Annotated in this window: 26 protein-coding genes; 16 read left to right on the top strand and 10 right to left on the bottom strand. The window is 65.6% G+C overall.

Annotated features, from left to right (window positions below):
* Positions 1 to 115 precede the first annotated feature (115 nt).
* From I6F31_RS03490 to I6F31_RS03475, 4 genes are all read left to right on the top strand, one after another.
* Positions 116 to 577 carry an Hsp20 family protein gene (locus I6F31_RS03490; protein WP_225112090.1) on the top strand — a complete coding sequence of 154 codons (462 nt, stop codon included), beginning with the start codon at positions 116 to 118 and terminating at the stop codon, positions 575 to 577.
* A gap of 77 nt (positions 578 to 654) precedes the next feature.
* On the top strand, positions 655 to 1,146 hold the full coding sequence (locus I6F31_RS03485) for an Hsp20/alpha crystallin family protein (RefSeq protein ID WP_036007189.1): 492 nt from the start codon (positions 655 to 657) through the stop codon (positions 1,144 to 1,146).
* Between the two features lie 87 nt (positions 1,147 to 1,233).
* The gene (locus I6F31_RS03480; protein WP_225134479.1) at positions 1,234 to 1,569 is read left to right on the top strand and encodes a hypothetical protein; all 336 of its coding nucleotides are present in this window, start codon (positions 1,234 to 1,236) and stop codon (positions 1,567 to 1,569) included.
* Between the two features lie 164 nt (positions 1,570 to 1,733).
* Complete coding sequence (locus I6F31_RS03475; protein WP_109145920.1) at positions 1,734 to 2,840, top strand: trypsin-like peptidase domain-containing protein; 1,107 nt, start codon at positions 1,734 to 1,736, stop codon at positions 2,838 to 2,840.
* Between the two features lie 231 nt (positions 2,841 to 3,071).
* Here the strand turns inward: I6F31_RS03475 and I6F31_RS03470 are convergent, their stop codons facing one another.
* The gene (locus I6F31_RS03470) at positions 3,072 to 3,248 is read right to left on the bottom strand and encodes a hypothetical protein (RefSeq protein WP_225112092.1); all 177 of its coding nucleotides are present in this window, start codon (positions 3,246 to 3,248) and stop codon (positions 3,072 to 3,074) included.
* Positions 3,245 to 3,463 (bottom strand): hypothetical protein, encoded by a 219-nt coding sequence (locus tag I6F31_RS03465; protein ID WP_036007194.1) that lies wholly within the window; start codon positions 3,461 to 3,463, stop codon positions 3,245 to 3,247. Before I6F31_RS03465 ends, I6F31_RS03470 begins: the two co-directional genes overlap by 4 nt.
* A 264-nt stretch (positions 3,464 to 3,727) precedes the next feature.
* Here I6F31_RS03465 and I6F31_RS03460 point away from each other — a divergent pair, with 264 nt between their 5' ends.
* Positions 3,728 to 4,132 (top strand): hypothetical protein, encoded by a 405-nt coding sequence (locus I6F31_RS03460; protein ID WP_225112093.1) that lies wholly within the window; start codon positions 3,728 to 3,730, stop codon positions 4,130 to 4,132.
* Positions 4,133 to 4,383: 251 nt separating this feature from the next.
* Here the strand turns inward: I6F31_RS03460 and I6F31_RS03455 are convergent, their stop codons facing one another.
* On the bottom strand, positions 4,384 to 5,235 hold the full coding sequence (locus I6F31_RS03455) for a CoA ester lyase (protein WP_225184695.1): 852 nt from the start codon (positions 5,233 to 5,235) through the stop codon (positions 4,384 to 4,386).
* Positions 5,235 to 5,738 carry a MaoC family dehydratase gene (locus I6F31_RS03450; RefSeq protein WP_333919378.1) on the bottom strand — a complete coding sequence of 168 codons (504 nt, stop codon included), beginning with the start codon at positions 5,736 to 5,738 and terminating at the stop codon, positions 5,235 to 5,237. The genes I6F31_RS03455 and I6F31_RS03450 overlap by 1 nt, the downstream gene beginning before the upstream one ends.
* A 96-nt stretch (positions 5,739 to 5,834) precedes the next feature.
* Here I6F31_RS03450 and I6F31_RS03445 point away from each other — a divergent pair, with 96 nt between their 5' ends.
* Positions 5,835 to 7,001 carry an acyl-CoA dehydrogenase family protein gene (locus I6F31_RS03445; RefSeq protein WP_036007218.1) on the top strand — a complete coding sequence of 389 codons (1,167 nt, stop codon included), beginning with the start codon at positions 5,835 to 5,837 and terminating at the stop codon, positions 6,999 to 7,001.
* Between the two features lie 20 nt (positions 7,002 to 7,021).
* Here I6F31_RS03445 and I6F31_RS03440 read toward each other — a convergent pair whose 3' ends face one another.
* The 3 genes from I6F31_RS03440 to I6F31_RS03430 form a co-directional block, all read right to left on the bottom strand.
* Positions 7,022 to 8,596 carry an AMP-binding protein gene (locus tag I6F31_RS03440; protein WP_225185127.1) on the bottom strand — a complete coding sequence of 525 codons (1,575 nt, stop codon included), beginning with the start codon at positions 8,594 to 8,596 and terminating at the stop codon, positions 7,022 to 7,024.
* A gap of 33 nt (positions 8,597 to 8,629) precedes the next feature.
* The gene (upp, locus tag I6F31_RS03435; protein WP_036007202.1) at positions 8,630 to 9,265 is read right to left on the bottom strand and encodes a uracil phosphoribosyltransferase; all 636 of its coding nucleotides are present in this window, start codon (positions 9,263 to 9,265) and stop codon (positions 8,630 to 8,632) included.
* An 84-nt stretch (positions 9,266 to 9,349) separates the two neighbouring features.
* A complete protein-coding gene (locus I6F31_RS03430) occupies positions 9,350 to 10,090 on the bottom strand; it encodes a crotonase/enoyl-CoA hydratase family protein (protein ID WP_225184694.1) in 741 nt (246 codons plus the stop codon).
* An 85-nt stretch (positions 10,091 to 10,175) separates the two neighbouring features.
* Between I6F31_RS03430 and I6F31_RS03425 the strand changes: the two genes are divergently transcribed.
* The 8 genes from I6F31_RS03425 (at position 10,176) to I6F31_RS03390 (ending at position 19,302) form a co-directional block, all read left to right on the top strand.
* Complete coding sequence (locus I6F31_RS03425) at positions 10,176 to 10,757, top strand: TetR/AcrR family transcriptional regulator (protein ID WP_225184693.1); 582 nt, start codon at positions 10,176 to 10,178, stop codon at positions 10,755 to 10,757.
* Positions 10,758 to 10,921: 164 nt separating this feature from the next.
* Complete coding sequence (locus I6F31_RS03420) at positions 10,922 to 11,077, top strand: hypothetical protein (RefSeq protein WP_156446730.1); 156 nt, start codon at positions 10,922 to 10,924, stop codon at positions 11,075 to 11,077.
* A gap of 11 nt (positions 11,078 to 11,088) precedes the next feature.
* A complete protein-coding gene (locus I6F31_RS03415; protein ID WP_035698142.1) occupies positions 11,089 to 11,178 on the top strand; it encodes a K(+)-transporting ATPase subunit F in 90 nt (29 codons plus the stop codon).
* A 111-nt stretch (positions 11,179 to 11,289) separates the two neighbouring features.
* Positions 11,290 to 12,993: a potassium-transporting ATPase subunit KdpA gene (kdpA, locus tag I6F31_RS03410; protein ID WP_225184692.1), complete on the top strand. Its 1,704-nt coding sequence runs from the start codon at positions 11,290 to 11,292 to the stop codon at positions 12,991 to 12,993.
* A 24-nt stretch (positions 12,994 to 13,017) separates the two neighbouring features.
* Positions 13,018 to 15,135, top strand: coding sequence for a potassium-transporting ATPase subunit KdpB (kdpB, locus tag I6F31_RS03405; protein WP_225184691.1), 2,118 nt, complete (start codon positions 13,018 to 13,020; stop codon positions 15,133 to 15,135).
* 111 nt (positions 15,136 to 15,246) lie between these two features.
* Positions 15,247 to 15,852 carry a K(+)-transporting ATPase subunit C gene (locus tag I6F31_RS03400; RefSeq protein WP_109144773.1) on the top strand — a complete coding sequence of 202 codons (606 nt, stop codon included), beginning with the start codon at positions 15,247 to 15,249 and terminating at the stop codon, positions 15,850 to 15,852.
* A gap of 40 nt (positions 15,853 to 15,892) precedes the next feature.
* Positions 15,893 to 18,616 (top strand): sensor histidine kinase KdpD, encoded by a 2,724-nt coding sequence (locus I6F31_RS03395; RefSeq protein ID WP_225184690.1) that lies wholly within the window; start codon positions 15,893 to 15,895, stop codon positions 18,614 to 18,616.
* The gene (locus tag I6F31_RS03390) at positions 18,613 to 19,302 is read left to right on the top strand and encodes a response regulator transcription factor (protein ID WP_157281792.1); all 690 of its coding nucleotides are present in this window, start codon (positions 18,613 to 18,615) and stop codon (positions 19,300 to 19,302) included. Before I6F31_RS03395 ends, I6F31_RS03390 begins: the two co-directional genes overlap by 4 nt.
* 112 nt (positions 19,303 to 19,414) lie before the next feature.
* Here I6F31_RS03390 and I6F31_RS03385 read toward each other — a convergent pair whose 3' ends face one another.
* Positions 19,415 to 20,299 carry a Ku protein gene (locus I6F31_RS03385; RefSeq protein WP_036027319.1) on the bottom strand — a complete coding sequence of 295 codons (885 nt, stop codon included), beginning with the start codon at positions 20,297 to 20,299 and terminating at the stop codon, positions 19,415 to 19,417.
* Positions 20,300 to 20,417: 118 nt separating this feature from the next.
* On the opposite strand from I6F31_RS03385, the gene ligD reads away from it, so the two are divergent.
* Complete coding sequence (gene ligD, locus I6F31_RS03380; RefSeq protein WP_225184689.1) at positions 20,418 to 23,093, top strand: DNA ligase D; 2,676 nt, start codon at positions 20,418 to 20,420, stop codon at positions 23,091 to 23,093.
* A 131-nt stretch (positions 23,094 to 23,224) separates the two neighbouring features.
* Here the strand turns inward: ligD and I6F31_RS03375 are convergent, their stop codons facing one another.
* On the bottom strand, positions 23,225 to 23,389 hold the full coding sequence (locus I6F31_RS03375) for a DUF3309 family protein (protein WP_009798696.1): 165 nt from the start codon (positions 23,387 to 23,389) through the stop codon (positions 23,225 to 23,227).
* Between the two features lie 180 nt (positions 23,390 to 23,569).
* On the opposite strand from I6F31_RS03375, the gene I6F31_RS03370 reads away from it, so the two are divergent.
* Entirely contained in the window at positions 23,570 to 23,887 is a 318-nt protein-coding gene (locus I6F31_RS03370) for a polyhydroxyalkanoic acid system family protein (RefSeq protein ID WP_225184688.1), read from the top strand.
* 2 nt (positions 23,888 to 23,889) lie between these two features.
* On the opposite strand, the gene treY is transcribed toward I6F31_RS03370, so the two are convergent.
* The gene (treY, locus tag I6F31_RS03365; RefSeq protein ID WP_225184687.1) at positions 23,890 to 26,676 is read right to left on the bottom strand and encodes a malto-oligosyltrehalose synthase; all 2,787 of its coding nucleotides are present in this window, start codon (positions 26,674 to 26,676) and stop codon (positions 23,890 to 23,892) included.
* Position 26,677: the final 1 nt, after the last annotated feature.

Raw genomic sequence — 26,677 nt, 5'->3', positions numbered from 1 at the left:
CGGTGTGTCGGATGCCAACCGGGTCCGGCACGGGCGCCGGGTTGGTCTTTCGGACCCGTCTGAAATCCCGCCTTGCGCTCCTTCGTATCCATCTTGCTCTTTGGAGGACTTGGTTATGAGGACCAGCTTTGACTTTGCGCCGCTGTGGCGCTCCACCATCGGCTTCGACCACCTGGCCGACCTCGTCGACAGCACGCTGCGCCAGGCGACCGAGGACAATTATCCCCCCTACAACATCGAGCGTTCCGGCGAAGACCACTACCGGATCAGCCTTGCGGTGGCAGGCTTCGGCGTCAGCGACATCACCGTGACGGCCGAACAGAACGCGCTCACCATCGAGGGCAGGAAGCCCGAGACCGCCGCGCGGGAATACCTCTACCAGGGCATTGCCGCGCGTCCGTTCCGGCGCGTGTTCAACCTCGCCGACTATGTCCAGGTGAAGCAGGCCTCGTTCCAGGACGGGCTCCTGATCATCGACCTCGTCCGCGAGGTTCCGGAAGCCATGAAGCCGCGCCGCATTCCGATCGCGGGCGGCGCTCCTGCGGCAACGCAGATCGAGCAGAAGAAAGCAGCCTGATCGCTCGATCGAACAGGTAGCGGAACGCGGCGCGCGCGTGCGCGGGCCGCGCTTTCCGATGCATGAAGGAGGGTACCATGGCTTTTCGTGATCTCATTCCCTGGTCGAAGAACCAGGAGCTTGCGCCGGCGCGCGACAATTTCGATCCGTTCCTGACGCTTCACCGCGAGATGAACCGTCTGTTCGACGATGTCTTCCGCGGCTTCGGGGCGACCAGCCTGTCGCCGCTGATGGAGGGCCGTTTCGGCTGGCCGAAGGTCGAGCTCAGCGAGACCGACAAGACGCTGACCGTCTCGGCCGAACTTCCCGGCCTGACGGAGAAGGACGTTCAGGTCGAGATCGCCAATGGCGTGCTGACCGTGCGAGGCGAGAAGAAGGCGGAGCGCAACGGCGAAGGCAGGTTCTTCACCGAGTGCTATTACGGCGCCTTCGAACGGCAGATTCCGCTGGAGGGTGTCGAGGAGGACAAGGCAGAGGCGTCGTTTAGGAATGGCGTCCTGACCGTGTCGCTGCCGAAATCGGAGAAGGCACGCGAAGGCGTCAAGCGCATCGCGATCAATACGCACTAACGTCAGGTGAGACGGCGGCGATGTGGCGCCGCCGTCTCATCGTCAACAAGCCGTCCCCCTGGAAAGGAGCATGTGGGAGACCCATCGATGACCAACGTGAATACCAGTTCCGGCACTCTCAATCCGCTGTTTCATCCCGCCGCCCACTACGACTCGCCTGCCGACGTCCTGAATGCCGAGGATCTCTCGTCGCCCGAGAAGCGCGTCATCCTGTCGTCCTGGGCATCGGACATGTATGCGGTCGAATCCTGTCCCGCCTTGCGCGAGATTCCCGGCATGAGCCACACGGTCCGGCTCGTCGACATTCTAGCCGCCTTGCGCAAGCTCGACGGCGACAACGACAATGACGACCCGCCGCGCGGCGGCGGCGTGCCGATGCGGCTGCGGCGGCCATGGGCCGCCGCCGAAGGGCAGGCGGCATGATAGTCACGCCCGCCGTCCTCGCTCTCGTGCTGCTCGGTCAGGCCGCGGCAGCCTGGACTGTCCCGCTTCTGGCCCTGCAAGGCTGGATCGTCGCGTCAGGCGACGAAGGCTGAAGCCACGAAGGTTTCGAAACTCCCCACAACACAAGCGGCAGGGTGACGATGATGAATGCTGTGCGTCTGCTGTTCCTGGCCTTGCTGATGCTGACGCTCACGGCGTCGCAGCCTGCCGCCGGCCAGATCCCGGATGTGAAGACCGGCGGCCCGGTGCCGACCCTGGCGCCGCTGGTGCGCCAGGTGACGCCCGCCGTGGTCAACATCTCCGTGCACGGCCGCGTGCGCGAGGACAACCCGCTCTATCGCGATCCGCTGTTTCGCGAGTTCTTCGACGTTCCCCGGCAGATCGAGAAGGAGGTCAATGCGACCGGCTCCGGGGTGATCGTCGACGCCCAGCGCGGCTATGTGCTGACCAACAATCACGTGGTCGAGGGCACATCCGCCGTTCAGATCACGACCAAGGACGGCCGGCAGTTTTCCGCCAAGGTCATCGGCCGTGATCCGCCCACGGATGTCGCGGTGCTCCAGGTTCAGAACCCGGTCGGGCTCAAGGCGCTTGCCTTCGGCGACAGCGACGGGCTCGATGTCGGCGATTTCGTCCTCGCGATCGGCAATCCCTTCGGCCTCGGCCAGACCGTGACCTCGGGGCTCGTCAGCGCGCTGGGCCGCACCGGCCTCGGCAAGCAGGGCTATGAGGATTTCATTCAGACCGACGCGGCGATCAATCCCGGCAATTCCGGCGGCGCGCTGGTCAGCCTGCGCGGCGAACTCGTCGGCATCAACTCGGCGATCATCTCGCCCGCGGGCGGCAATGTCGGCATCGGCTTTGCCATTCCGGTCAACATGGCACGCAAGGTGATGGAGCAGATCATCGTGAGCGGCCGCGTCGAGCGCGGCCGCATCGGCATTTCGCTGAAGGATCTGCATCCGTCGGTCAACAAGGGATTGAATCAGGGCGCCGTCATCGCCGAGATCGCGGCGGATTCGCCCGCAGAGAAGGCCGGCCTGCGCAAGGGCGATGTCGTGACCGGCGCCGACGACCGCCCGATTCGCACTGCCGCCCAGCTCCGCAACACGATCGGCCTGGCGCGGATCGGCGAGGACGTGAAGCTCACGCTGCTGCGCAACGGTGCGCCGTTCACCGCCACGGTGAGAGTGGCGCCCGCAGCCGGCACGAGCAGCGCACTCGCAGGCCCCAATCGCCTCGTCCGCTGAAACGAATGCGCAGGACGAACCGCGCTAGCGGTTCGTCCTGTGATGGCAGGGCTATGGCATTTGAATTTTGCGGAGGTCGTCACGCCCGGGCTTGTCCCGGGCATCCACGTTCTTTGTGCTGCGTGGAAAGGCGTGGATGGCCGGGACAAGCCCGGCCATGACGCTGTGGAGACAGTCGGTGCACATAGCCACATCTCATGTGCGATAGCCCGGGAGGCGTGATCTCCCAGCTCAGGCCGCGCGGTGATCCCATTCGCCTTGCAGGTCCCGGATCAGCCGCCGCTCGCGTTCGATGCGCTGGCGATAAAGCTGGCGCTCATGCTCGCTCTTGGCGCTGGCAAGAAGCAGCTCGTAATGGCCGATGACCTTCTCGCTGCCGCGGATCAGCAGATCGCGTTGGCTGTTCATTGGGCCATCCCCAACGCGTTCGCCGGCGCTTCGGCGGCGCGGAAGCCGACGGGAAAGGTGCTGGCGGTCAGGCCATCGAGCGCCGATCGCTCTTCGGCAAGTCGCCTCTCGATGAATTGGCGCTCGAGCTGCGACAGCCTGGTCTTCAGCAGGCGCCGGTAGCGGTGGATGTTGTTGCGGTGCGCACGAATGCGGGCCAAATTCTCATCGAGCATCGTCGTCTCTCCAGACGGTCGCGTTAGATCCTTTGGTTTGCGAGGATGAGAAGATCTCTTCTCGGCAAAAAAATATTCAGCGGGTGAGCGGTGTCAAGATGTTGGCGCGCCTGTCCTTGTCGCTGGCTCCTGGAGATCGATGGTCGGCCAATCGAGCTGTCCGGACGCCCGGGTTCCGGGCGCGATTGCCTTTTGTTGGCCGGCAAGCGAACCTCGTGTGGCCATATTTGAGCAGGAGTGATCTGTCGCGAGGGAGGCGCTCCGATGAACAAGGCACTGATCACTGCTGTCGCAATGCTGGCCTGCGTGCCCGCGGGCGCGCTCGCGCAGGAGCGCGCAGGCGACGCGGCGCTCGGCGCGGTCTCGGGTGCGGTCGTGCTTGGGCCGGTGGGTGCGGTCGCCGGCGCCTTGATCGGCTACACGGCCGGACCTTCGATCGCCCGGTCCTGGGGCCTGAGAGGCTCGCAGTCGGCCAGGCACCGGCAGCCGCCGCCGCGTCGCGCCGCCGCGACCGGTAGCCCGTCGCGCACGCGCGAGGCAATGGCCGCCAACGGCCAGATGAGAGCTGCCGGCAATCCGGCCCCGCCGCCGGTCCAGGCTCCCCCGGTTCAAGCCGCGCCTGCCGCGCCGGCGCATTCCCCGGCACCGCCCGTTCAGGGGTTCGACTGAGGCCGCCGACTTCAGGCTGCAGCCTATAGCGCGATGGTTTAGCTTGAATACTGCCGCGGGCCGGTCACCTCTCCCGCTTGCGGGAGGGGTCGGCGCGAAGCGCCGGGTGAGGGCTTTCTCCTCTAGGGGATTGTCCCATTGCGGAAGCACCCTCTCCCCAACCCTCTCCCGCAAGCGGGAGAGGGAGCGCACCTCCCTCCTTGCAACATCGAATCTCATTTCGCTTTAGCGGACGAGGCTTGCGTCCCGCTCTAGGACTGGCCGAGAATCTTCATCGCCGCGCGAAGGTGCGGCTTGTCGATCATCTGACCGTCGAGCCGCAGCGTGCCGGAATTGGGATTGCTCGCGAACGCGGCGATCACCTTCTCCGCCCAGACGCGCTCGGCCTCCGTCGGCGCGAAGGCCGCGTTGACGATGTCGACATGCTTGGGGTGGATCAGCGCCTTGGCCGAAAAACCGTCGCGCCGCGCGGCACGCGTCTCCTGCTCGAGGCCGGCGAGATTGTCGATGTCGGTGTAAACAGTGTCGATCGGCGCGACCTCGGCGGCTGCCGCCGCCATCAGGCAGAGATCCCGCGCCAGGCGATAGGGGCTGTGGAACACGCCGCCGCTCGCCTTCTCGGTAGCGCCGAGCGAGGCGGAGAGATCTTCCGCGCCCCACATCAGGCCGGCGAGGCGAGGGGAGCAGCCCTTGTAGCTGCCGAGCCCGAAGATCGAGCCGGCGGTCTCCGTCGCGACGCAGACGATGCGGGTCGCGCCGATCGCGATGCCGGACGCCGCTTCCAAAGCCTCGAGCCAGGTCGCGACCTGTCGCACGTCGTCGCCGCCTTGCGATTTCGGCAGCACGATGCCGTCAGGCCTGCCCGGCATCACCGCGGCAAGATCGGCCAGCGTCATGCCGGTGTCGAGCGCGTTGACGCGGACATAGAGCTGATGCGGGCCGGGGCGGCTCTTCAGCATCGAGAGCGTGAGCTCACGCGCCTCCGCCTTCTTCTCGGTGACGACGGAATCCTCGAGATCGATGATCAGCGCGTCGGCCTTGCCTTCGCTCGCCTTCTCGAATTTGCGCCGGGAATCGCCCGGCACGAACAGCATCGAACGCATCAGACCGGCCTCTTGTGCATCATCGCCATGCGGCGGCATTTGCCGACAATCTCGTCGTTCTGGTTCAGGGCATGATGCTCGAACTCGACGATGCCGGCCTTGGGCCGTGATCTGGATTCCCGCACCGAGAGCACCTTTGTCGTGGCCCGCAACGTGTCGCCATGGAAGACCGGCTTCGGAAAGGTGACGTCGGTCATGCCGAGATTGGCGACGGTAGTCCCTAAGGTCGTATCATAGACCGTCATGCCGATCATGATGCCGAGGGTGTATAGGCTGTTGAAAATGCGCTGGCCGAACTCGGTCTTCTCGGCGAAATGCGCGTCGATGTGCAGCGGCTGCGGATTGAGCGTCAGCAGGCTGAACATGGTGTTGTCCATCTCCGTGACGGTCCGGGTCAGCGGATGCCTGAACTCCTGGCCCACGGAAAAGTCCTCGAAATATAGTCCGGCCATCGCGGTTTCCTCCCTGCGAAATAACGGCGCACGCGCAGCGTCGCGCCGCATGACCCCATGCATGGTAGACACACTTCGCGGGCAAATTCACGTATCTGCATGCAGGTTTTCGAGCTAAAGAACGCTTGGCGAAGGGAGATCAAGACCATGGATTTCGCGCTCACCGATCAGCAGGAAGCCATTCGCGACGCCATCGCCAAGATCTGCGAAGGCTTTCCCGACGCCTATTGGCTGAAGAAGGACCACGACGGCGGTTTCCCGCACGACTTCCACAAGGCGCTGGCGGACGCGGGCTGGCTCGGCATCTGCGTGCCGGAAGAGTATGGCGGCTCCGGGCTCGGCATCACGGAAGCTGCGATCATGATGCGCACCATTGCCGAGTCGGGTGCCGGCATGTCCGGTGCCTCGGCGGTGCACATCAACGTGTTCGGGCTCAACCCCGTCGTCGTGTTCGGCACCGAGGAGCAGCGCAGGCGCATGCTGCCGCCGATGGTCGAGGGCCGCGAGAAGGCGTGCTTCGCCGTCACCGAGCCCAACACCGGCCTCAACACCACCCAGCTCAAGACCCGCGCGGTCGCCAAGAACGACCGCTACATCGTCAATGGTCAAAAGGTGTGGATCTCGACGGCGCAGGTCGCGCACAAGATTTTGCTGCTGGCGCGCACCACGCCCCTGGAAGAGGTGCGCTCGCCCACCCACGGGCTCAGCCTGTTCTACACCGATTTCGACCGCAACAGGATCAAGGTCCACGAGATCGAAAAGATGGGCCGCAAGATCGTCGATTCCAACGAGCTGTTCTTCGAGGACTTCGAGATCCCGATGGAGGATCGCATCGGCGAGGAGGGCAAAGGCTTCGAGTACATCCTCGAAGGCATGAATCCGGAGCGCATTCTCATCGCGGCCGAGGCGGTCGGTTTGGGAAAACTCGCGCTGTCGCGCGCGACCGAATACGCCAAGACGCGAATCGTGTTCAACCGGCCGATCGGCAAGAACCAGGGCATCCAGCATCCGCTCGCGGTGAACTGGGTCGAGCTCGAGGCGGCCTGGCTGATGGTGATGTCGGCGGCCTGGCAATACGACAAGGGCATGCCCTGCGGCGCCGCGGCCAATGCCGCAAAATATCTGGCGGGCGAAGCGGGCTTCTCGGCCTGCGAGCAGGCGGTGATGACCCATGGCGGCTTCGGCTACGCCAAGGAATTCCATGTCGAGCGCTATTTGCGGGAGGTGCTGATCCCGCGCATCGCGCCGGTCAGCCCGCAGCTCGCGCTCAGCTTCATCGCGGAAAAGGTGCTGGGGCTCGCCAAATCGTACTGAACAAGTCGTACTGAGCGGGTCTATTCGGCGGCGATCCACTCCATCGCCATGGCGCGAAGCCGGGCGCGCTGGATCTTCACGCCGTTGGCGCTGTCGGTGACGGGAAAGGCATCCACGACATAGATCCGCGCCGGCACCTTGTAGCCGGCGAGCCGCTCGCGCAGACGCGCGATCAGCGTCTCCTGGATGGGCGGCTCCGTTGTCGGGATCACGAAGGCGACGCAGCGCGCCTGGCCCTTGAGGTCAACCGCGACGACCTGGGCGTCGGCGACGCCGGCGCAGGATTTGAGCTCGTCCTCGATCTCCCCGGGCGCGACCAGGAAGCCGCCGAGCCGCATCGCATCGCCGGCGCGGGTCTCGTAGACGAACGACCCGTCGCCGCGCAGCCGGCCGATGTCGCCGGTCCGGAAGAAGCCGTCGGCGGTGATCGCCTCGCGCGTCGCCTCCGGGTTGTTGAAGTAGCCGAGGAAGCGCGAGGGCGCGCTGATCTCGATCTCGCCGGAGACGCGGCTTGCGGCGAGCTCGCCGGTCTCGACATCGCGCACGCGGACTTTCGCCTCCGGCGACATCGGCCAGCCGCCGCCCTCGATCCGATCGGCAAAGGCATCACTGGGGCCGCCGATCGAGAACAGCGCCTGCACCTCGCTCGATCCGTAGAGGCCATACAGCTTCATGCCGCGCGCTTCGGCTTCCACAGCCAGCTCGCGCCAGCCGGGCTGGAACGCGGCGAAGCCGCAGACTTCGAGATGCGGAAACGGGTGTGGCGCATCGGTGAGGGCGAGGATGCGCCGGAACATCTCGTCCGAACCGAAGGAATGCGTGATGCGCTCCGTGCTGAGGATCTCCAGCGCCGGCGCTGCTTCGAAGGCATCGAGCACATGAATGGTCGCGCCGGCCGCGAGGAAGCCGAGCAGGCTCGTCATGCCGAAGGTGCCGCAGAACGGCAGCATCGCCAGGAGCGAATGACGGTGGTGATCGAGCTGGAGCGCGTCGGCGACGGAGGCGGCGTGCGTCGCCAGCGTCCGCTGCGAATGCGCGACCAGCTTCGGCCCCTTGGTCGTGCCCGACGTGGTGTAGAGCAGCACGGGCAGGTCGACATCATCCTGGCGCGGCGGAGCCAGCGGGTAGGGCGTCTCGAACGCATCGAACCGCACGCAGGGCCAGTGTGCGGGGATCGCATCCGCGCCGACCACGGCCAGCCGTTGGAGCGCGGGCACCTCGGCCTCGGCGACGTCGGCGAGGATGGTGGCAAAGTCGATCGCGCGGAATGCCGCCTCGACCACCATGAGCTTCGCGCCTGATAGTTTGAGCAGGTGCGCGACTTCTGCGCTGCGATAGCGCGTATTGACGGCGGCGATGACCGCGCCGAGCCGCGCCGCGGCGAACAGCAGCGCGAGCCATTCGACCCGGTTGACCAGCCAGACTGCGACGACGTCGCCCTTGCCGATGCCTTGCGCGGCTAGCCAGGCGGCGCTCTGGTCGATCTTCGCCGAGAATTCCGCGCGAGAGACGGCTGTGCCGTCGAATACCAGGGCAGGGTCGGCGGCGGTCTTGATCCGGAGCAGCGATTGCAGCGAAAAATCGTTGGCACTCATGGCCATCGGACTAACCCGGTCGTGCAAACCTGTCTACTTGGTGCCGAACATCCGGTCGCCGGCGTCGCCCAGGCCTGGCACGATATAGCCGTGGTCGTTGAGCCGCTCGTCGATCGCGGCGGTCCAGATCGGCACGTCGGGATGCTCGCTCTGGAACTTGGCGATGCCCTCGGGCGCGGCCAGGAGGCAGACGAAGCGGATGTCGCGGGCGCCGCGAGCCTTGAGCAGGGACGCGCCGGCGCAGGCGGAATTGCCGGTCGCCAGCATCGGATCCATCAGGATCACGGTGCGGTCGGACAGGTCCTGCGGCGCCTTGAAGTAATATTCCACGGCCTGCAACGTCTCGGGGTCGCGGTAGAGCCCGATATGGGCGATGCGCGCCGACGGCATCAGGGCGAGCATGCCGTCGAGAAAGCCGACGCCGGCGCGCAGGATCGGCGCCAGCGTGAGCTTCTTGCCGGCGATCTTGGGTGCCTGCATCGGCGCGATCGGCGTCTCGATGTCCACCAGCTCCAGCGGCAGGTCGCGCGTCACCTCGTAGGCCAGCAGCATCCCGATCTCGTTCAGGATCTCGCGAAAGCTCTTGGTCGAGCGGTCCTTCTCCCGCATCAGGGAGAGCTTGTGCTGGACCAGGGGGTGGGCGACGACGTTGACATTGCCTGTGCTCATGAAACCGCTCTACACGGTTCCGTGAAACTGCGCCAGATCGGCCAGGTAGTTTTAGGCAACGCCTTTTCCGCGGGATAGCCGGCCTCAACCGGGCAGCGCGACTGCGCTGCGCGCGCGGTTGCTTGCCTCATAGGCAGCCATGGTCAGCTCGCGGTCGATCGCCGCGCGCATGGCGTCCATGGCTCCCTGGCGCAGGCGCCGCTTTGCGGTGGCATGCGACGGCATGTGGATGGCGCGCAGGCCGGTGATGATCGTCTCGATCGTGGCGTCGACCATCTCAGGTGCAACCACGCGATCGAGAAAGCCGGCCGTCTGCGCCTCCTCGGGCTCGTACATCTCGCCAAGCGTGACGGTACGGCTGAGCCAGGCCGGATGCAGCCGGCTGCGCGCGAGCTCGATGGCAAAGCTGGGAGGCGCGATGCCGATCGCCACCTCGTTCAGCCCCATGCGGTGCGGTCCGCGCGCGCCCAGCCTGACGTCGCAGGCGAGCAGCAGGAACGTTCCCATCGGGTAAGCATGGCCCTCCATCACGCCGATGGTCGGATGCGGAAACGACATCAGCCGCAGCGCAAGCTCGGCGCCGGCCCGGACCATCTCCAGGCTCTTGGCAGCATCGCCCGAGGCGAACACTTTCAGATCGAAGCCCGCGGAAAAGATGCCTGGCCGGCCCGAGCGCAGCACCACGATCTCCGCCTCCGTCTCGGCGCGGTCGAAGGCGGCGCCGATCTCGCCCAGCATCGCGGCCGACATCACGTTGACCTTGCCGTCGTCGAGCCCGATCCGCGCCACGCCGTCGTTCAGTTCATAGGTCACTCTCTCAGGCATCTGCCTCTCTCCGTCATTGTCATGCCTTGACTGTCGGAGGCTGATGTAGACCAATCAATATAATTTCCGAGCGGAGGAGAGTGCCATGCCGGCCGTGCCGAAGCACCGTCAGCCCATCATCAATGCCGCGGTGACGCTATTCCGCCGCCAGGGATTTGCCCGCACCGGCCTCAACGACATCGTCGACGTCAGCGGCGCGCCGAAGGGGTCGCTCTATCATTACTTTCCGGACGGAAAATCCTCGATCGCGGTGGCGGCGGTGGAGGAGGCGGGCCGCCGCGTCGCGGCGACGGTCGCCGAGCTCGCGGCAGAGTGCGGCTCGACCGGCGAGCTCTTGCGCGCGCACGCCAGACTGCTGGCAGGCTGGATGCAGGGCTCCGGCTTCCGCAACGGCTGCCCGATCACGACCGTGCTGCTCGAGCTGGCGCCGCGCGAGCGCGCCGTGTCGGAGGCCGGTCGCAAGGCCTATGCGGCACGGCTATCGATCCTGCGTGACAAGCTCGTCGCCGACGGGTTTGCCAGGCCGCGGGCGGAGGCGCTGGGGGTGCTCTGCACGTCGGCGCTCCAGGGCGCGCTGATCCAGGCCCGCGTCGAGCGCAGCGGCCGGCCGATCGAGGTCACCGCGTCGGAGCTGGCGCGACTGATCGAGGCGGAGGTGAGGAGCTAGACGCCGAGGCCGGGCACCACCAGGCTTCCGCCCCGTCCGGAGCGACCGCGGGGGACGCATTGCGGGTGCGCATAGCCGCTGGCTCCCGCCGGCCTTTATGAGATTCCTATAACGCTACCATAGCCCTCACCTCGAAAAGCTATGCGCGCAGTGGCACGTCAGCGGTGAAGTTTCCGGCTGGCGATGCGCTTGCATTGAACTCGGCCGGCGATCGTGTCGTACCAAGGAGTATCGCCATGATGGACCTTTTGATGCTGGCGCTGGGCTTCTTCTTCTTTGCCCTCGCGATCGGCTACACCTACGCCTGCGAACGGCTGTGAGGGAGCGGACCATGATCTTCGATTATGCGCTCGCCGGCGCCGTCTCGTTCGGCCTCCTGATCTATCTCACCTATGCACTGCTGCGGCCCGAGCGGTTCTGACGCCGTGCTGCTGCTCGCAAAATTGCTGCTGGCCGACGCTGCTCGTCGCGGGCCTGCTCGCGCTGCTCCTGCCGCTTTTGCGCCGGACCAAAAGCCTGAAGGGTTAATGCCATGACTATGATCGGTTGGTTCCAGATCATTCTCTATTGTGCGACTATCGTCGCGCTGACCAAGCCGCTGGGCTGGTACATGACGCGCGTGTTCAACGGCGAGCGCACCTTCCTGTCGCCTGTCCTGCGGCCGATCGAGGCCGGCATCTACTGGATCTCCGGCGTCGACGAGAAGCGCGAGCAGCACTGGCTGACCTACACGGTCGCGATGCTGCTGTTTCATGTCGGCGGCTTCCTCATCATCTACGGCCTGATGCGGCTGCAGGCCGTGCTGCCGTTCAATCCAGCCGGCCAATCCGCGGTCGCTGAGGATCTGTCCTTCAACACCGCGATCTCCTTCATCACCAATACCAACTGGCAGAACTACGGCGGCGAGAGCACGCTGTCCTATCTGACCCAGATGGTCGGCCTGACGCACCAGAATTTCCTGTCGGCGGCTACCGGCATCGTGCTCGCGGTTGCCCTGATCCGCGGCTTTGCCCGCGCGTCCATGCGCACAATCGGTAACTTCTGGGTCGATGTGACCCGCTGCACGCTCTATATCCTGCTGCCGATCTGTGTCGTGTTCACGCTGTTTCTGGTCTGGCAGGGCATCCCGCAAACGCTTGGCGACTACGTCGAAGCGACCACGCTCGAGGGCGCCAAGCAGACCATCGCGGTCGGCCCGGTCGCCTCGCAGGTCGCAATCAAGATGCTAGGGACCAATGGCGGCGGCTTCTTCAATGCCAATGCCGCTCACCCCTTCGAGAACCCGACCGCGCTGTCGAACTTCGTGCAGATGCTGTCGATCTTCGTGCTCGGCGCGGCGCTCACCAACGTGTTCGGCCGCATGGTCGGCAACCAGCGCCAGGGCTGGGCGATCCTCGCCGTGATGGGCGTGCTGTTCGTCGCCGGCGTCGCCGTTTGCTATTGGGCGGAAGCCAACGGCACCGCCACCATGCATGCGTTGGGCCTGACCGGCGGCAACATGGAGGGCAAGGAAGTCCGCTTTGGCATCGTCGCGTCCTCGCTGTTCGCGGTGATCACCACCGCCGCGTCGTGCGGCGCCGTGAACGCCATGCACGACAGCTTCACCGCGCTCGGCGGCATGATCCCGCTGATCAACATGGAGTTAGGGGAGATCATCGTCGGCGGCGTCGGCGCCGGCCTGTACGGCATGCTGCTGTTCGTCGTCCTGGCGATCTTCGTCGCAGGCCTGATGGTCGGCCGTACGCCGGAATATGTCGGCAAGAAGATCGAGGCGCGCGAGGTCAAGATGGCGATGCTCGCCATTCTCGTCCTGCCGCTGATGATTCTCGGCTGGGCCGCCGTCGCTGTGGTCTATCCTACGGCGGTCGCCTCGATGGCGAATGCCGGACCGCACGGCTTCACCGAAGTGTTGTACGCCTTCACGTCGGCGACGGCCAACAATGGCTCGGCCTTCGCGGGGCTCACCGGCAACACGTTGTTCTACAATCTCACGCTCGCCAGCGCGATGTTCGTCGGCCGCTTCTTCATGATCGTGCCGGCGATGGCGATCGCAGGCTCGCTCGCGGCCAAGAAATCGATCCCGCCGTCGATGGGCACTTTCCCGACCACCGGAGGCCTGTTCGTCGGCCTCGTCGTCGGCGTCATCCTGATCATGGGCGGCCTGACCTTCTTCCCGGCGCTCGCACTCGGCCCCATCGTCGAGCATCTCGCAATGAACGCCGGCAACGTCTTCTGATTTTCGCTTTTCGGAGTGACCTCCATGGAACCTGTCCACAAATCCCACAAGCGCATGCCGGTCTCGGCGATGCTGGATCCCAAGATCGTCGTGCCGGCGATCGGCGCTGCCTTCACCAAGCTCGATCCACGCGCCATGATCAAGAACCCCGTGATGTTCGTGGTCGAGATCGTCGCCGCGCTCACCACCGTGATCTTCCTGCGCGATCTCGTCACCGGCGGGGAAAATCTCGGTTTCACCTTCCAGATCATTCTCTGGCTGTGGTTCACCGTGCTGTTCGCCAATCTCGCCGAAGCCGTGGCCGAGGGCCGTGGCAAGGCGCAGGCCGAGACGCTGCGCAAGACCCGCACCGAGAGCCAGGCCAAGCTCCTGAGCGGCGCGGGCCGGGACTACAAGCTCGTGTCAGGCACGAGCCTGAAGGTCGGCGATCTCGTGCTGGTCGAGGCGGGCGACATCATCCCCTCGGACGGCGAGGTGGTCGAGGGCGTCGCCTCCGTCAACGAGGCCGCCATCACCGGCGAGTCCGCGCCCGTGATCCGCGAATCCGGCGGCGACCGCTCGGCGGTGACGGGCGGCACGCAGGTGCTGTCGGACTGGATCCGGGTGCGCATCACCGCCGCGCAGGGATCGACCTTCATCGACCGCATGATCAAGCTGGTCGAGGGCGCCGAGCGGCAGAAGACGCCGAACGAGATCGCGCTCAACATCCTGCTCGCCGGCCTCACCATCATCTTCGTGTTCGCCACCGTGACGATCCCGAGCTACGCCGCCTATGCCGGCGGCTCGATCTCGGTGGTCGTGCTGGTCGCTCTGTTCGTGACGCTGATCCCGACCACGATCGGCGCGCTGTTGTCGGCGATCGGCATCGCCGGCATGGACCGGCTGGTGCGCTTCAACGTGCTGGCGCTGTCGGGCCGCGCGGTCGAGGCCGCCGGCGACGTCGACACGCTGCTGCTCGACAAGACCGGCACCATCACCCTCGGCAACCGGCAGGCGACCGCCTTCCGTCCCGTGCGCGGCGTCGCCGAGCAGGAGCTGGCGGATGCCGCCCAGCTCGCCTCGCTCGCGGACGAGACGCCGGAAGGCCGCTCCATCGTCGTGCTGGCCAAGGAGAAGTACGGCATCCGCGGCCGCGACATGGCCGAGCTTGGCGCGACCTTCGTGCCGTTCACGGCGCAGACCCGCATGAGCGGCGTCGACGCCGGCGGCTCGTCGGTGCGCAAGGGCGCGGTCGATGCCATCCTCAATTATATCGCCGGCGGGGCGCCGACCGCGATCTCCTCCGGTAATGCGGCACGGGCGATGCAGCCGGCGGCCCTATCCGAGGCGGGCCGCGAGATCAGCGCCATTGCCGACGAGGTCGCCAAATCGGGCGGCACGCCGCTGGCGGTCGCCAAGGACGGAAAGCTGCTCGGCATCGTCCAGCTCAAGGACATCGTCAAGGGCGGTATCCGCGAGCGTTTTGCCGAGCTGCGCCGCATGGGCATCCGCACCATCATGATCACCGGCGACAACCCGATGACGGCGGCCGCCATCGCCGCGGAAGCCGGCGTCGACGATTTCCTGGCGCAGGCAACGCCCGAGGACAAGCTCAAGCTGATCCGTGACGAGCAGGCCAAGGGCAAGCTGGTGGCGATGTGCGGCGACGGCACCAACGACGCGCCGGCGCTCGCCCAGGCCGACGTCGGCGTCGCCATGAATACCGGCACTCAGGCCGCCCGGGAGGCCGGCAACATGGTCGATCTCGATTCCAACCCGACCAAGCTGATCGAGGTGGTCGAGATCGGCAAGCAGCTCTTGATGACGCGCGGTGCGCTGACGACGTTCTCGATCGCCAACGACGTCGCCAAATATTTTGCGATCATCCCGGCGATGTTCCTGGCGTTCTACCCTCAGCTCAACGTCCTCAACGTCATGAACCTGTCGAGCCCGCAGAGCGCCATCCTGTCGGCGATCATCTTCAACGCGCTCGTCATCATCGCGCTGATCCCGCTCGCGCTGAAGGGCGTCGCCTATCGCGCCGTCGGTGCCGGCGCACTGCTCCGCCGCAACCTCCTGATATACGGGCTCGGCGGCATCGTCATTCCCTTCATCGGCATCAAAGCGATCGATCTCGCGGTGACCGCCTTGCATTTGGCTTGAATTCGTCATTGCGAGCGAAGCGAAGCAATCCAGAAATATCTCAGCAGTTGATAGCCTGGATTGCTTCGTCGCTTCGCTCCTCGCAATGACGGGAGAAATTGGAGAACGCACATGCTCAGAGAAATCCGCCCCGCCATCGTCCTCTTGCTGGCGCTCACCGCCATCACGGGCCTTGCCTATCCGCTCGCCATGACCGGCATTGCCGGCGCGCTGTTTCCCGTGCAGGCGCAAGGCAGCCTGATCGAGAAAGACGGCAAGGTGATTGGCTCCGCCCTGATCGGGCAGGAGTTCAAGGACGACAAGTACTTCCACGGCCGCCGCTCGGCGACGCTGGCGCCGGACCCGAACGATTCGACCAAGACGGTGCCCGCGCCCTACAACGCCGCCAATTCGGGCGGCTCCAATCTCGGTCCGACCAGCAGGGCGCTGGCCGACCGGCTGAAGGAAGATGTGGACAAGCTCAGGCGCGAGAATCCGAACGCCTCGGTGCCGGTCGACCTGGTGACGACGTCGGCCAGCGGCCTCGACCCGAACATCTCGCCGGAAGCGGCGCAATTCCAGGTGCCGCGCGTGGCGAAGGCGCGCAATCTGCCCGAGGATCAGGTCAAGCAGCTCGTGTCCGCCAGCACCGAAGGCCGCCTGCTCGGCCTGCTCGGCGAACCCAGGGTTAACGTTCTGGCATTGAATCTCGCGCTCGATCGCATGGCCGCGAAGTAGCCGTCTAGGCTCGCAGTGGACGGGTGATTATACTGGCAAGATGGTCCGAGAGCGTCGCGATCCCGAACAACGTCCGTCACCGGAGGCCCTGCTGGAAGCGGCGCGCCGGGAGGAGGGTGCGAGCGGCAGGCTGAAGATCTTCGTCGGCGCCGCTCCCGGCGTCGGCAAGACCTACGAGATGCTGCAAAGCGCCCAGGCCAAGCGCAAGGCCGGCATCGATGTCGTGGTCGGCTTCGTCGAGACTCATGGCCGCGCCGAGACCGAGGCGCTGGTGCGCGGCCTCGAAGTGGTCCCGTGCAAGAGGCTGGACTACCGCGGCCAGATCGTCGAGGAGATGGACCTCGACGCGGTGATCGCGCGGCGGCCGCAGATTGCGCTGGTCGACGAGCTCGCCCACACCAATGCGTCCGGAAGCCGCCATCCCAAGCGCTATCTCGACGTCGAGGAGCTGCTCTCGCACGGCATCGACGTCTATACCGCCGTCAACATCCAGCACATCGAGAGCCTGAACGACGTCGTTGCCCAGATCACCCATGTCCGGGTGCGCGAGACCGTGCCGGATTCGGTGTTCGACCGCGCCGACGCGATCGAGCTGATCGACCTCACGCCCGACGACCTGATCCAGCGCCTGAAGGAGGGCAAGGTCTATGTGCCCAAGCAGGCCGAGCGGGCGCTGGAGCATTATTTCTCGCCAGGCAATCTCACGGCGCTGCGCGAGCTCGCACTGCGGCGCACCGCCGAGCGGGTCGACGAGCAGCTGCTCAACCACATGCAGGCGAATGCGATTCCGGGGCCCTGGGCCGCGGGTGAGCGCATCCTGGTCTGCGTCAGCGAGGACCCGCGCGCGGCCGGCCTCGTGCGCTACACCAAGCGATTGGCCGACCGGCTGCATGCGCCGTTCACCGCGATTTCGATCGAGACGCGGCGATCGCTGCAATTGTCCGACGAGGAGCGCGATCGGCTGGCCGATACGCTGCGGCTCGCGGAATCGCTCGGCGGCGAAGCCTTGACCATTCCCGCCGTCGGCCGCCGCATCGCTGACGATCTCATCGGTTTCGCGCACGGCAACAACGTCACGCAGATCGTGATCGGCAAGTCGACGCGCTCGCGCTGGTTCGAGATGACACGCGGCTCGGTCGTGCACGATCTGGTGCGCCGCGCGGGCAATATCAGCGTTCACGTCATTCCCGGCAACGAGCTTTCCGGAGAGGCCGCGCCCAAGATGGCGGTGCAGACCGCCGCACGATCCGAGCCGTTCGATCCCTTGCCTTTTCTCAAGGCGCTTGGGATCGTGCTTGTGGGTCTCGGCGCTGCCAAGCTGATCCAGCCCTATTTCGGCATCGAGAACGTCGATCTCGTGCTGCTGACCTCGGTCGTCGCAGTTGCCGTGCGCTACGGCCTGTGGCCCTCGCTGTTGGCCACGGTGGCGGCTTCGCTCTGCTACAATTTCTTCTTCATCCCGCCGATCTACACCTTCACGATCACCGACCCGACCAATGTCGCCGCTTTCGTGCTGTTCATGGTGGTGGCGATGATCGTCTCCAATGTCGCGGCGCGCGTGCGCATCCAGGCCGACACCGCGATCGGCCGGATCAGGATGACCGAGCAGCTCTATGCCTTCAGCCGCAAGCTCGCCGGCACCGCCACGCTGGACGACGTCTTGTGGGCCAGTGCCTACCAGACCGCATTGATGCTGAAGGTCCGCGTGGTGCTGCTGTTGCCGGATGAAGGCCTGCTCACGGTGAAATCAGGCTATCCGCCCGAGGACGAGCTCGACCAGGCCGACCTTGCCGCCGCCAACTGGGCCTGGAGCAACGATCGTCCCGCCGGCCGCGGCTCGGATACCTTGCCGGGCGCCAAGCGGCTGTTTCTGCCGATGCGCACCGGGCGGGGCCCGATCGGTGTGATCGGCATCGACAACGATCGTACCGGCCCGCTGCTGACGCCGGACCAGCGGCGGCTGCTCGATGCGCTGGTCGACCAGGGCGCGCTCGCGATCGAGCGTGTGCTGCTGGTCGAGGACATGGACCGCGTCAAGCGCACCGTCGAATCCGAGCGGCTGCGCTCGGCGCTGTTGACCTCGATCTCGCACGATCTGAAGACGCCGCTCGCCTCGGTGCTCGGCGCGGCCTCCACCATGCGCGATCTCGCCGGCGCGCTCTCGGACACCGAGAAGCGCGATTTGCTCGCCACCGTGATCGACGAATCCGAGCGGCTCAACCGCTTCATCGCCAATCTGCTCGACATGACCAAGCTCGAATCCGGCGCCATCGTGCCCAACACAGCGCTGCACGATCTCAGCGAGATCGTCGGCAGCGCGCTCCGGCGCGCCAGTAAGATCCTCAGCCGCCACAAGGTCGAGCTGGTGCTGGCCGCCGATCTGCCGATGCTCCAGCTCGACGCCGTGCTGTTCGAGCAGGTGCTGTTCAACCTGCTTGACAATGCCGCGAAATACGCGCCCCCCGAAACCACGATCTCGATCCGCGGCCGGTGCGACAGCGCTCATGTCGTGCTCGCGGTCGCCGACGAGGGCGCCGGCATTCCACCGGACGAGCTCGAGAGCGTATTCGACAAGTTCTATCGCGTGCAGAAGGGCGATCACGTCCGTCCCGGCACCGGGCTCGGGCTTGCCATCTCGCGCGGCTTCGTCGAGGCGATGCGCGGCACGATCTCCGCCGCCAATCGCAGCGAGCGGAGCGGCGCGGTCCTCACCATTCGCCTGCCGGTTCCGGCAGAGAGCCACGCATTGGATACCGCCGCATGAGCGCTGCTCCGATCAAGGTCCTGGTCATCGACGACGAGCCGCCGATCCGCAAATTGCTGCGAATGGGGCTGACGACCCAGGGCTACGAAATCCTGGAAGCGCCGAACGGCAAGACGGCGCTGGAGAAACTTGGCGAGGAGCCGGCGCTGATCATTCTCGATCTCGGCCTGCCCGACGTTCAAGGCCATGAGCTGCTCCGCACCATCCGCGCCCGCAACGACGGCGTGCCGATCGTGGTGCTGTCGAGCCGCGGCGACGAAGCCGGCAAGGTCCAGGCGCTCGATCTCGGCGCCGACGATTATCTCACCAAGCCGTTCGGCATGGAGGAGCTGCTGGCGCGCCTGCGCGCCGCGCTGCGCCACCAGCTTCAGGTCAAGGGCGAGCGTCCGGTGTTCCGCACCGGCGATCTCTCGGTCGATCTCGTTCGTCGCATCGTCAAGGTCGGGGATCGCGAGGTGAAGCTCTCGCCGAAGGAATACGACCTGTTGCGGGTGCTGGTGCAGCACGCCGGCAAGGTGCTCACCCACCGCTTCCTGCTGAAGGAGCTGTGGGACGAATTGACCGACGCGCAATATCTACGCGTCTATGTCCGCCAGCTTCGCCAGAAGATCGAAGCCGATCCGGAGCGGCCGCAATACGTGCTGACGGAGACGGGGATCGGGTATCGGCTGAAGGCGGGGGAATAGACCCCGGCTGTCATTCCGGGACGCGCCCGTTGGCGCGGGCCCGGAATCCATTTCTCTGCCCGTCGCGCTTGGCACGATGGATTCCGGGCTCGATGCTTCGCATCGCCCCGAACTAACCCGCCTTCCTGTGCCTTGCCGTCGACCGGTGCGCCTTCTTCGCGCTGCGGTGCCGTCCGGTCGCGCGCCGCGCGTGCGACTTCGCCGCCGACTTCTTCCCGCCGCGTCCCTTCAGGCTCTGCTTCAGTGCGTCCATCAGGCTGACGACGTTGCTCGGCCGTTCCTCGGGCTCGGGCAGCTCGATCTTCTTGCCGCTGGCCTTGCGCTTCACCAGGGCCTTCAATGCGTCCTCGTATTCGTCCTTGAACTTGCTGGGATCGAAATGCGCCGCCTTGGTCTGCAGGATGTGGCCGGCGAGCTCGACCATGTCCTTGGTGATCTTCGGGCTCTTGATGTCGTCGAAGAACTGGTCCTCCTCGCGCAGCTCGTAAGGGAAGCGCAGCGTGGTGCCGAGCAGGCCCTTGCCGCGCGGCTCGATCGCCATGACGTGCTCGCGATTGGTCAGAACGATCTTAGCGAGCGCCACGCGCTCCTGGTCCTTCATGGCGTCGCGGATCACCGCGAAGGCGTCGACCGCGGCCTTGCCGTCGGGGGCGATGTAGTAGGGGTGGTTGAGGAAGCGCTGGTCGATCTCCTCGCGCGGCACGAAGCTCTCGATGTCGATGGTGTGATTGCTCTCGATCTGGACTGCCTCGAGCTCCTCCGGTTCGATCTCGACGTATTTGCCCTTGCGCACTTCGTAGCCGCGGCCCTTCTGGTCGCTCTCCACGACGTCGCCGGTCTCGGAATCGATCATCTGCTGCTTGAGCCGGTTCCCGGTCTCGCGGTTGATCAGGTGAAACCGCGTCTTCTCGGCCGCGGTGGTCGCCGGATAGAGCACGACCGGGCAACTGACCAGCGACAGCTTCAACGTTCCCTTCCAGTAGGCGCGCGGGGCCATTCCATTCTCCAGCGTTTTCAAGGCGTTTTGGAACCCCAACCGTCCCATCGGGTTTTGGTTCCGGGCGGGACTTTCGCCGTGATAGGCTTCAAGTGCCGAACGAGAAGCGGGACCGGACGTGCTGCAGAAACTCTCCACCTACCGACAGAAGCGGGACTTCGAGAAGACGCCGGAGCCTTCGGGCAAGACCGCCGTGGCGCCATCGAAACAGCGGCGCTTCGTCATCCAGAAGCATGATGCGACCCGGCTGCACTACGACCTCCGGCTCGAATTCGACGGCGTGTTCAAGTCCTGGGCGGTGACGAAGGGGCCTTCGCTTGATCCCCACGACAAGCGGCTGGCCGTCGAAGTCGAGGACCATCCGCTCGATTACGGCGATTTCGAAGGCACGATTCCGGAAGGCCAGTACGGCGGCGGCACCGTGATGTTGTGGGACCGCGGCACCTGGGAATCGGACGATCCGGAAGCCGGCTTCAAGAAAGGCGACCTGAAGTTCACGCTCCATGGCGACAAGCTGCAGGGAAGCTGGGTCTTGGTGCGGATGCGCAACCGCGGCGGCGAGAAGCGGACCAACTGGCTCTTGATCAAGCATCGTGACGAGTATGTCCGCGAAGGCGCGGACAACGATATTCTCGAGCAGGACAAGTCCGTCGCCTCGGGCCGGGCGATGGAACAGATCGCGGAGGGAAAGGGCCGCGCGCCGAAGCCGTTCATGCTGGCGAAGGGGACCAAGGGCAAGGCCGACGCGGTCTGGCAGTCCAACCGCGCGGAAGAGACGAAAGGGCGGACGGTGAAGCCGTCGCCGCGCACCGCGTTGAAGGGCGGCAAAGCGGCGAAGAAAACTGCCGCGACCGCGACGAGGGCTAAGACGGTGTCTGAGATGCCGGATTTCGTTGCGCCGCAGCTCTGCACGCTGGTCGAGCGGCCGCCCGGAGACGAGGGCTGGTGCCACGAGATCAAATTCGACGGCTATCGCGTCCAGCTCCGGGTCGAGGACGGCGAGGCGACGCTGAAGACGCGCAAGGGACTCGACTGGACCAGCAAGTTCGCCTCCATCGCCGAGGAAGCCGCCGCGCTGCCGGAGGTGATGATCGACGGCGAGATCGTCGCGCTCGACCATAACGGTGCGCCGAACTTCTCCTCGCTGCAAGCTGCGCTGTCCGACGGCAAGACCGATGACCTGATCTTCTTCGCCTTCGATCTGCTTTTCGCGGAAGGGCAGGACTACCGTCGGCTGCCGCTTGGGGAGCGCAAGGCGCAGCTCAAGAAGCTGCTGGAAGCGCGCAAGCGCAAATCGACTCAGATCCGCTATGTCGAGCATTTCGAGAGCGGCGGCGATGCCGTGCTGCAATCGGCCTGCAAGCTCGAGCTCGAAGGCGTCGTGTCGAAGAAGCTGAATGCGCCGTATCGTTCGGGGCGCACCGAGAGCTGGGTCAAATCGAAATGTCGCGCCGGCCACGAAGTGGTGATCGGCGGTTACAAGACCACCAACGGCAAATTCCGCTCGCTGATGGCAGGCGTGCAGCGCGGCGATCATCTCGCGTTCGTCGGCATGGTCGGTACCGGCTTTGGCGCTGATAAAGTCAAGCGCATCATGCCGGCGCTGAAGGCGATTGAGAGCAAGGAAAGCCCGTTCGGCGGCAAGAACGCGCCGAAGAAGACGCGGGACGTGCATTGGCTGAAGCCCGAGCTCGTCGCCGAAATCGAGTTCGCGGGCTTCACGGCCGACGGCAATATTCGCCAGGCGGCCTTCAAGGGCTTGCGGCAGGACAAGGCGGCGGAGGAGGTCGAGGCCGAGACGCCCGTCCACACCGAGCTCGCCGAGCCCCGGGCCAGGAAGGCGGCGCGCACCAAGGCGGGCGGGCGCTCGAAGCAGGCCGCTCAAAATGCCGAGGTCATGGGTGTCGTCATCTCCAAGCCGGACAAGGAGCTCTGGCCGGATGACGGCGATGGTGGTGCCGTCACCAAGCTGGATCTTGCCCGCTACCTCGAAGCCGTCGGCGAATGGATGATCGTGCATCTCAAGGGCCGGCCCTGTTCGCTGATCCGCGCGCCCGACGGAATCAAGGGCGAATGCTTCTTCCAGCGCCATGCGATGCAGGGAACGTCGAACCTTCTTGAGCTCGCGCGGGTCTCCGGTGACCGCAAGCCGTATCTTCAGATCGACCGGATCGAAGGGCTCGCCGCGGTGGCGCAGATCGGCGGCGTCGAGCTGCATCCCTGGAACTGCGCGCCCTATGCCTATGATACCCCGGGCCGCCTGGTGTTCGATCTCGATCCCGCGCCTGACGTGGACTTTCCCGACGTGGTCGAGGCGGCCAAGGAGATGCGGCAGCGGCTCGCCGATATCGGCATGGACAGCTTCTGCAAGACCACCGGCGGCAAGGGCCTTCACGTCGTGGTGCCGCTGCTCCATGGCGCGCGCGACAAGGTGAGCTGGAAGGAAGCCAAGGCGTTTGCGCAAGGCGTCTGCCAGTGGATGGCGGACGACGATCCCGAACGCTATCTGCTCAACATGTCGAAGAAGCTGCGCAGGGGAAAGATCTTCCTGGATTATCTGCGCAACGACCGCATGTCGACGGCGGTGGCCCCGTTGTCGCCGCGCGCGCGCGCCGGCGCGACCGTGTCGATGCCGGTCACCTGGGCGCAGGTGAAGAGCGATCTCGATCCGAAGCGCTATACGCTGCGCACCGTGCCGGCCCTGCTGGCGCGATCGAAGGCGTGGGAGGGGTATGAGGATGCAGCCGTGTCAATCAAGGCCGCGATCAAGAAGCTGGCGGGGAAGGTGAAGTAGGTCTGTCGCTGTTGCGCCGAAGGCAGGTCTCGTAGGGTGGGCAAAGCGAAGCGTGCCCACCACCTTCTTTCGTTCGAACGAAGAGGTGGGCACGGCGCGTTGCGCCTTTGCCCATCCTACGAAGTCTGCATCTAGATCCTTCCCATCAGGATCAGGATCAGCAGAATGACGATGACAAGCCCGAGGCCGCCGCCGCCATAATAGCCGGTGCCATAGAACGGCCCGCCGCCGATGCCGCTGAAGCCGCCGAGCAGGGCGATGATCAGAATGATCAAAATGATCGTGCCGATTGACATGCGAATCTCCTCCAGCCCTTCGTAAGAAGGGTCATTGCAAACCTGTCCCGTTGTGCGGGAGCAACTTGCCGTAGGTTGTAAAGTTCCGGCCTTGAAACACGGCCGGGGGATCAACTTGCATGGAACCTTTGCTGGTCGACCCGGCATGATTATGTGACGTCAGTCAGAAGAGGCAGGACCATGTCAGCACCGCTCGTCGTCTCGATTCCGCATCGTCTCGGCCGTGAGGAGGCGGTGCGCCGGCTCAGGACGGGGCTCGGCCGCGCCGCGGCGAGCATTCCGGTGATGCAGGTCGAGGAGGAACGCTGGAGCGGCGACACTATGGCCTTCCGCATCCGCGCGCTCGGCCAGGTCGCGACGGGGCAGGTCGATGTCGGCGACGATCAGGTCCGGGTCGAGGTGGTGCTGCCCTGGCTGCTGCAGCGCTTCGCCGAGATGGCGCAGGCCACGATCAGGAAGCGCGGCCAATTGCTGCTGACCAAGGACGGGGAGAAGTAACTTCAGGCGCGCACGCGTTGCCGCGGCGCCCTGACAGCATTCGCCGTTCGGGCCGCGACGACCAAGGCAGGACAGTCACGGAAGGCCTGCGCGAGCGGCAAGTCGTTGCCGGCAAGGCCGGGCACGGCATAGCCCGTGATGTCGATGGTGGCGTCGATAGCTTCGGGTGCGGGCCATTCCCGGCCGGCTTGGGTGAACGGCGTGAAATGACGGCCGACGACGACGATCGCGGCGGCGCGGCCATGACGACGCGCGAAGGCGATGACATGGTCGGCATGGGCGCCCCGTACCTCAAGCGGCTGGTAGTCGCCCTGCGCGAAGACGTCGGCCAGCTCGTTGCGCAGCTTGAGTAGATGCCGCGTCCAGGCCAGCTTGAGCTTGCCGTCCGGCCAGCTCTTGATCAGGCCGCTCCAGTCCGGCGCTTCCAGTGATGTCAGCGCCGCGTGGCGTGCGGCGAAGTCGACCGGGCGGCGGTTGTCGGGATCGACCAGCGACAGGTCCCAGAATTCGGTGCCTTGATAGAAGTCCGGCACGCCCGGCAGCGTCGCCTTGAGCGTGAGCTGGCTCAGCGAGTTCAGCGTGCCGAGCAGCGCGACGCGGCGCGCCAGCGTCTGCAAGGCCTGAAGGAATTCCGCGGACTGGTCGGGGTCGAGGATCTTCGCGATGAAATCGCGGATCCCGTTCTCATACGCTTCATGCGGGTTGAGCCAGCTCGTCTCCTCCTTGCCCTCGCGCGCGGCCTTGAGGGCATAGGCCTGGATGCGCTCGATGAAGCCAGCATCGGCCGGCGCTTGAACCGGCCAGACACCGAGCAGGGTCTGATAGAGCATGTATTCGAACGTTGCCGACGGCGCGCGGAAATTGCCGTGCAGCGTGAGGTGCGGCGCGTTCAGCACCTTCCAGCGCGCCACTGCGCTGGTCCATTCACCGGGAATCTCGCTGAGCGATGCGATGCGCGTGCGCGCATCCTCACCACGCTTGGTGTCGTGGGTGGCGGTTGCGGTCATGCCTTGCGGCCATTCCCTGGCGCGGGCCAGCATGGCCTGGTGGAAGGCGGGAATGCTGAGGCCGGTGCTGGCGGGGTCGCCGCCGACCTCGTTCAGCGCCAGCAGCCGGTGGAATTGATAGAACGCGGTGTCCTCCAGCGACTTTGCCATCATCGGGCCGGTGAATTGCTGCACCTTCAGCGCGAAGCGGCGCACGCGCGGGGCGCTGTGCGGCGGACGGCCCGGCTTGAGCAGGTCCATGGTCAAGGCATCGCGCAGGAAGTCGAAAATGCCTTCGTCGGCGGCGAACCAGTCGCGGCGGGCGCGCGCAATGGTGTCGTCGATCAGCTTGCGGTCCGCTGCGGTCGGGCCACTATGCGTCAGGTAGGTGCGATAGACCGGGAAATGCAACACATAGAGTTCGAGCGCCTGCCGCAGGCTGTCGGCCGAGAAGTCGCGCGTCGAATAATGGCCGTTGGCGATGCGCGCAAGCAGGCGCGTCAGCACGGTGAATTCGCTGGTGAGCAGCGTCTCCAACACGCGCCGCTTGGCGTCCTTGACGTAAGGCACAAGCCGCGGCGACCGGTTGCTGATCTGCCGCCAGGTCTCGTCCAGCGCCTCCAGCCCCCTGGGATCGACCAGCACATGGGTGATGACATTCATCCACTCGTAGCCGGTGGTGCCCTGGACGCCGGCGAAATGCGGCAGGCGTTCGTGCTCGCACAGGATCTTCTCGATCACGGTGTAGAAGGGCTTTGCGTTGCCCTGCGCGTCGCGCACCAAGCGGCGCAATCGCTGGCAATATTGGGCCGGGTCACGCAGGCCGTCGATGTGATCGAGCCGGATTCCCTGCAATTTGCCGTCGGCGATGAGCTGCTTCACCAGCCGGTGCGTGGCGGCAAACGTGCTCGCGTCCTCGACGCGCAGGCCAGCGAGGCCGTTGACGTCGAAGAAGCGGCGATAGTTGATGTCGCTCGAAGCAAGCCGCCAGTGCCCGAGCTTGTAGTGTTGGCGCTCGAGGAGATGATGCAGCGTCAACGTCTGTGCCGGGCGGTCCTTACCGGCGCGATAGGCGGCAAGGCCGCGCTTGATGATGTCGGCGGCGCCTGCGATCTCCTTGAGCTCGGACTTGAAGCCGGGAGCTTCCTTGCGATTGGGGCGCCGCAGCCCTGTGGTGCGGGTCGCGAGCGACAGCAGGCGCTTGCCGGGCTCCGTTTCCGCCGCGTCCGCCTCCTTGACGACAATCCGCAGCATCTCGCCATAGCGCTCCGGCGCGATCGGTAAGCGGTGCTCGAAATACCAGGCGGAAAAAGTCCCTTCGTCCGGGGCGTAGCGCAGCTCGATATCGCCGCGCTCCAGCGCCTCGCCGTAGGACGCGCCGAGGATCGGCAGCAGCACGCCGCCGCGGGCGCGGTAGGCCAGCTGGTCCCAGTCGATGTCGAAGGACGCCGCGTGCGGCGAGGCCTGGCCCCATTCCAGCACGTCGAGCCACCACGGATTGTCGGCAAAATGCACGCCGACATGGTTGGGGACGAAATCGATGATGAGCCCGAGATCGTGCTGCTGAAGCGCCCGGCTCAGCCGCGTAAAGCCGGCTTCGCCGCCGAGCTCGGGATTGAACTGGCCGTGATCGACCGTGTCGTAGCCATGGGTCGAGCCTTTGCGGGCCTTCATCACCGGCGAGGCGTAGAGATGCGTGATGCCCAGCGCCTTAAGATAAGGAACGACCGCGGCGGCCTCGTCGAAATCGAAATCCGCGGTGAGCTGGAGCCGGTAGGTCGCGAGCGGAATGGCGGGAGGCATT

This window comes from Bradyrhizobium sp. NBAIM01 (assembly GCF_020194115.1).
GTDB classification, from domain to species: Bacteria; Pseudomonadota; Alphaproteobacteria; order Rhizobiales; family Xanthobacteraceae; genus Bradyrhizobium; species Bradyrhizobium yuanmingense.
Note: the sequence above shows the minus strand (reverse complement) of the source record. Positions and strands in the feature narration are given on the sequence as shown.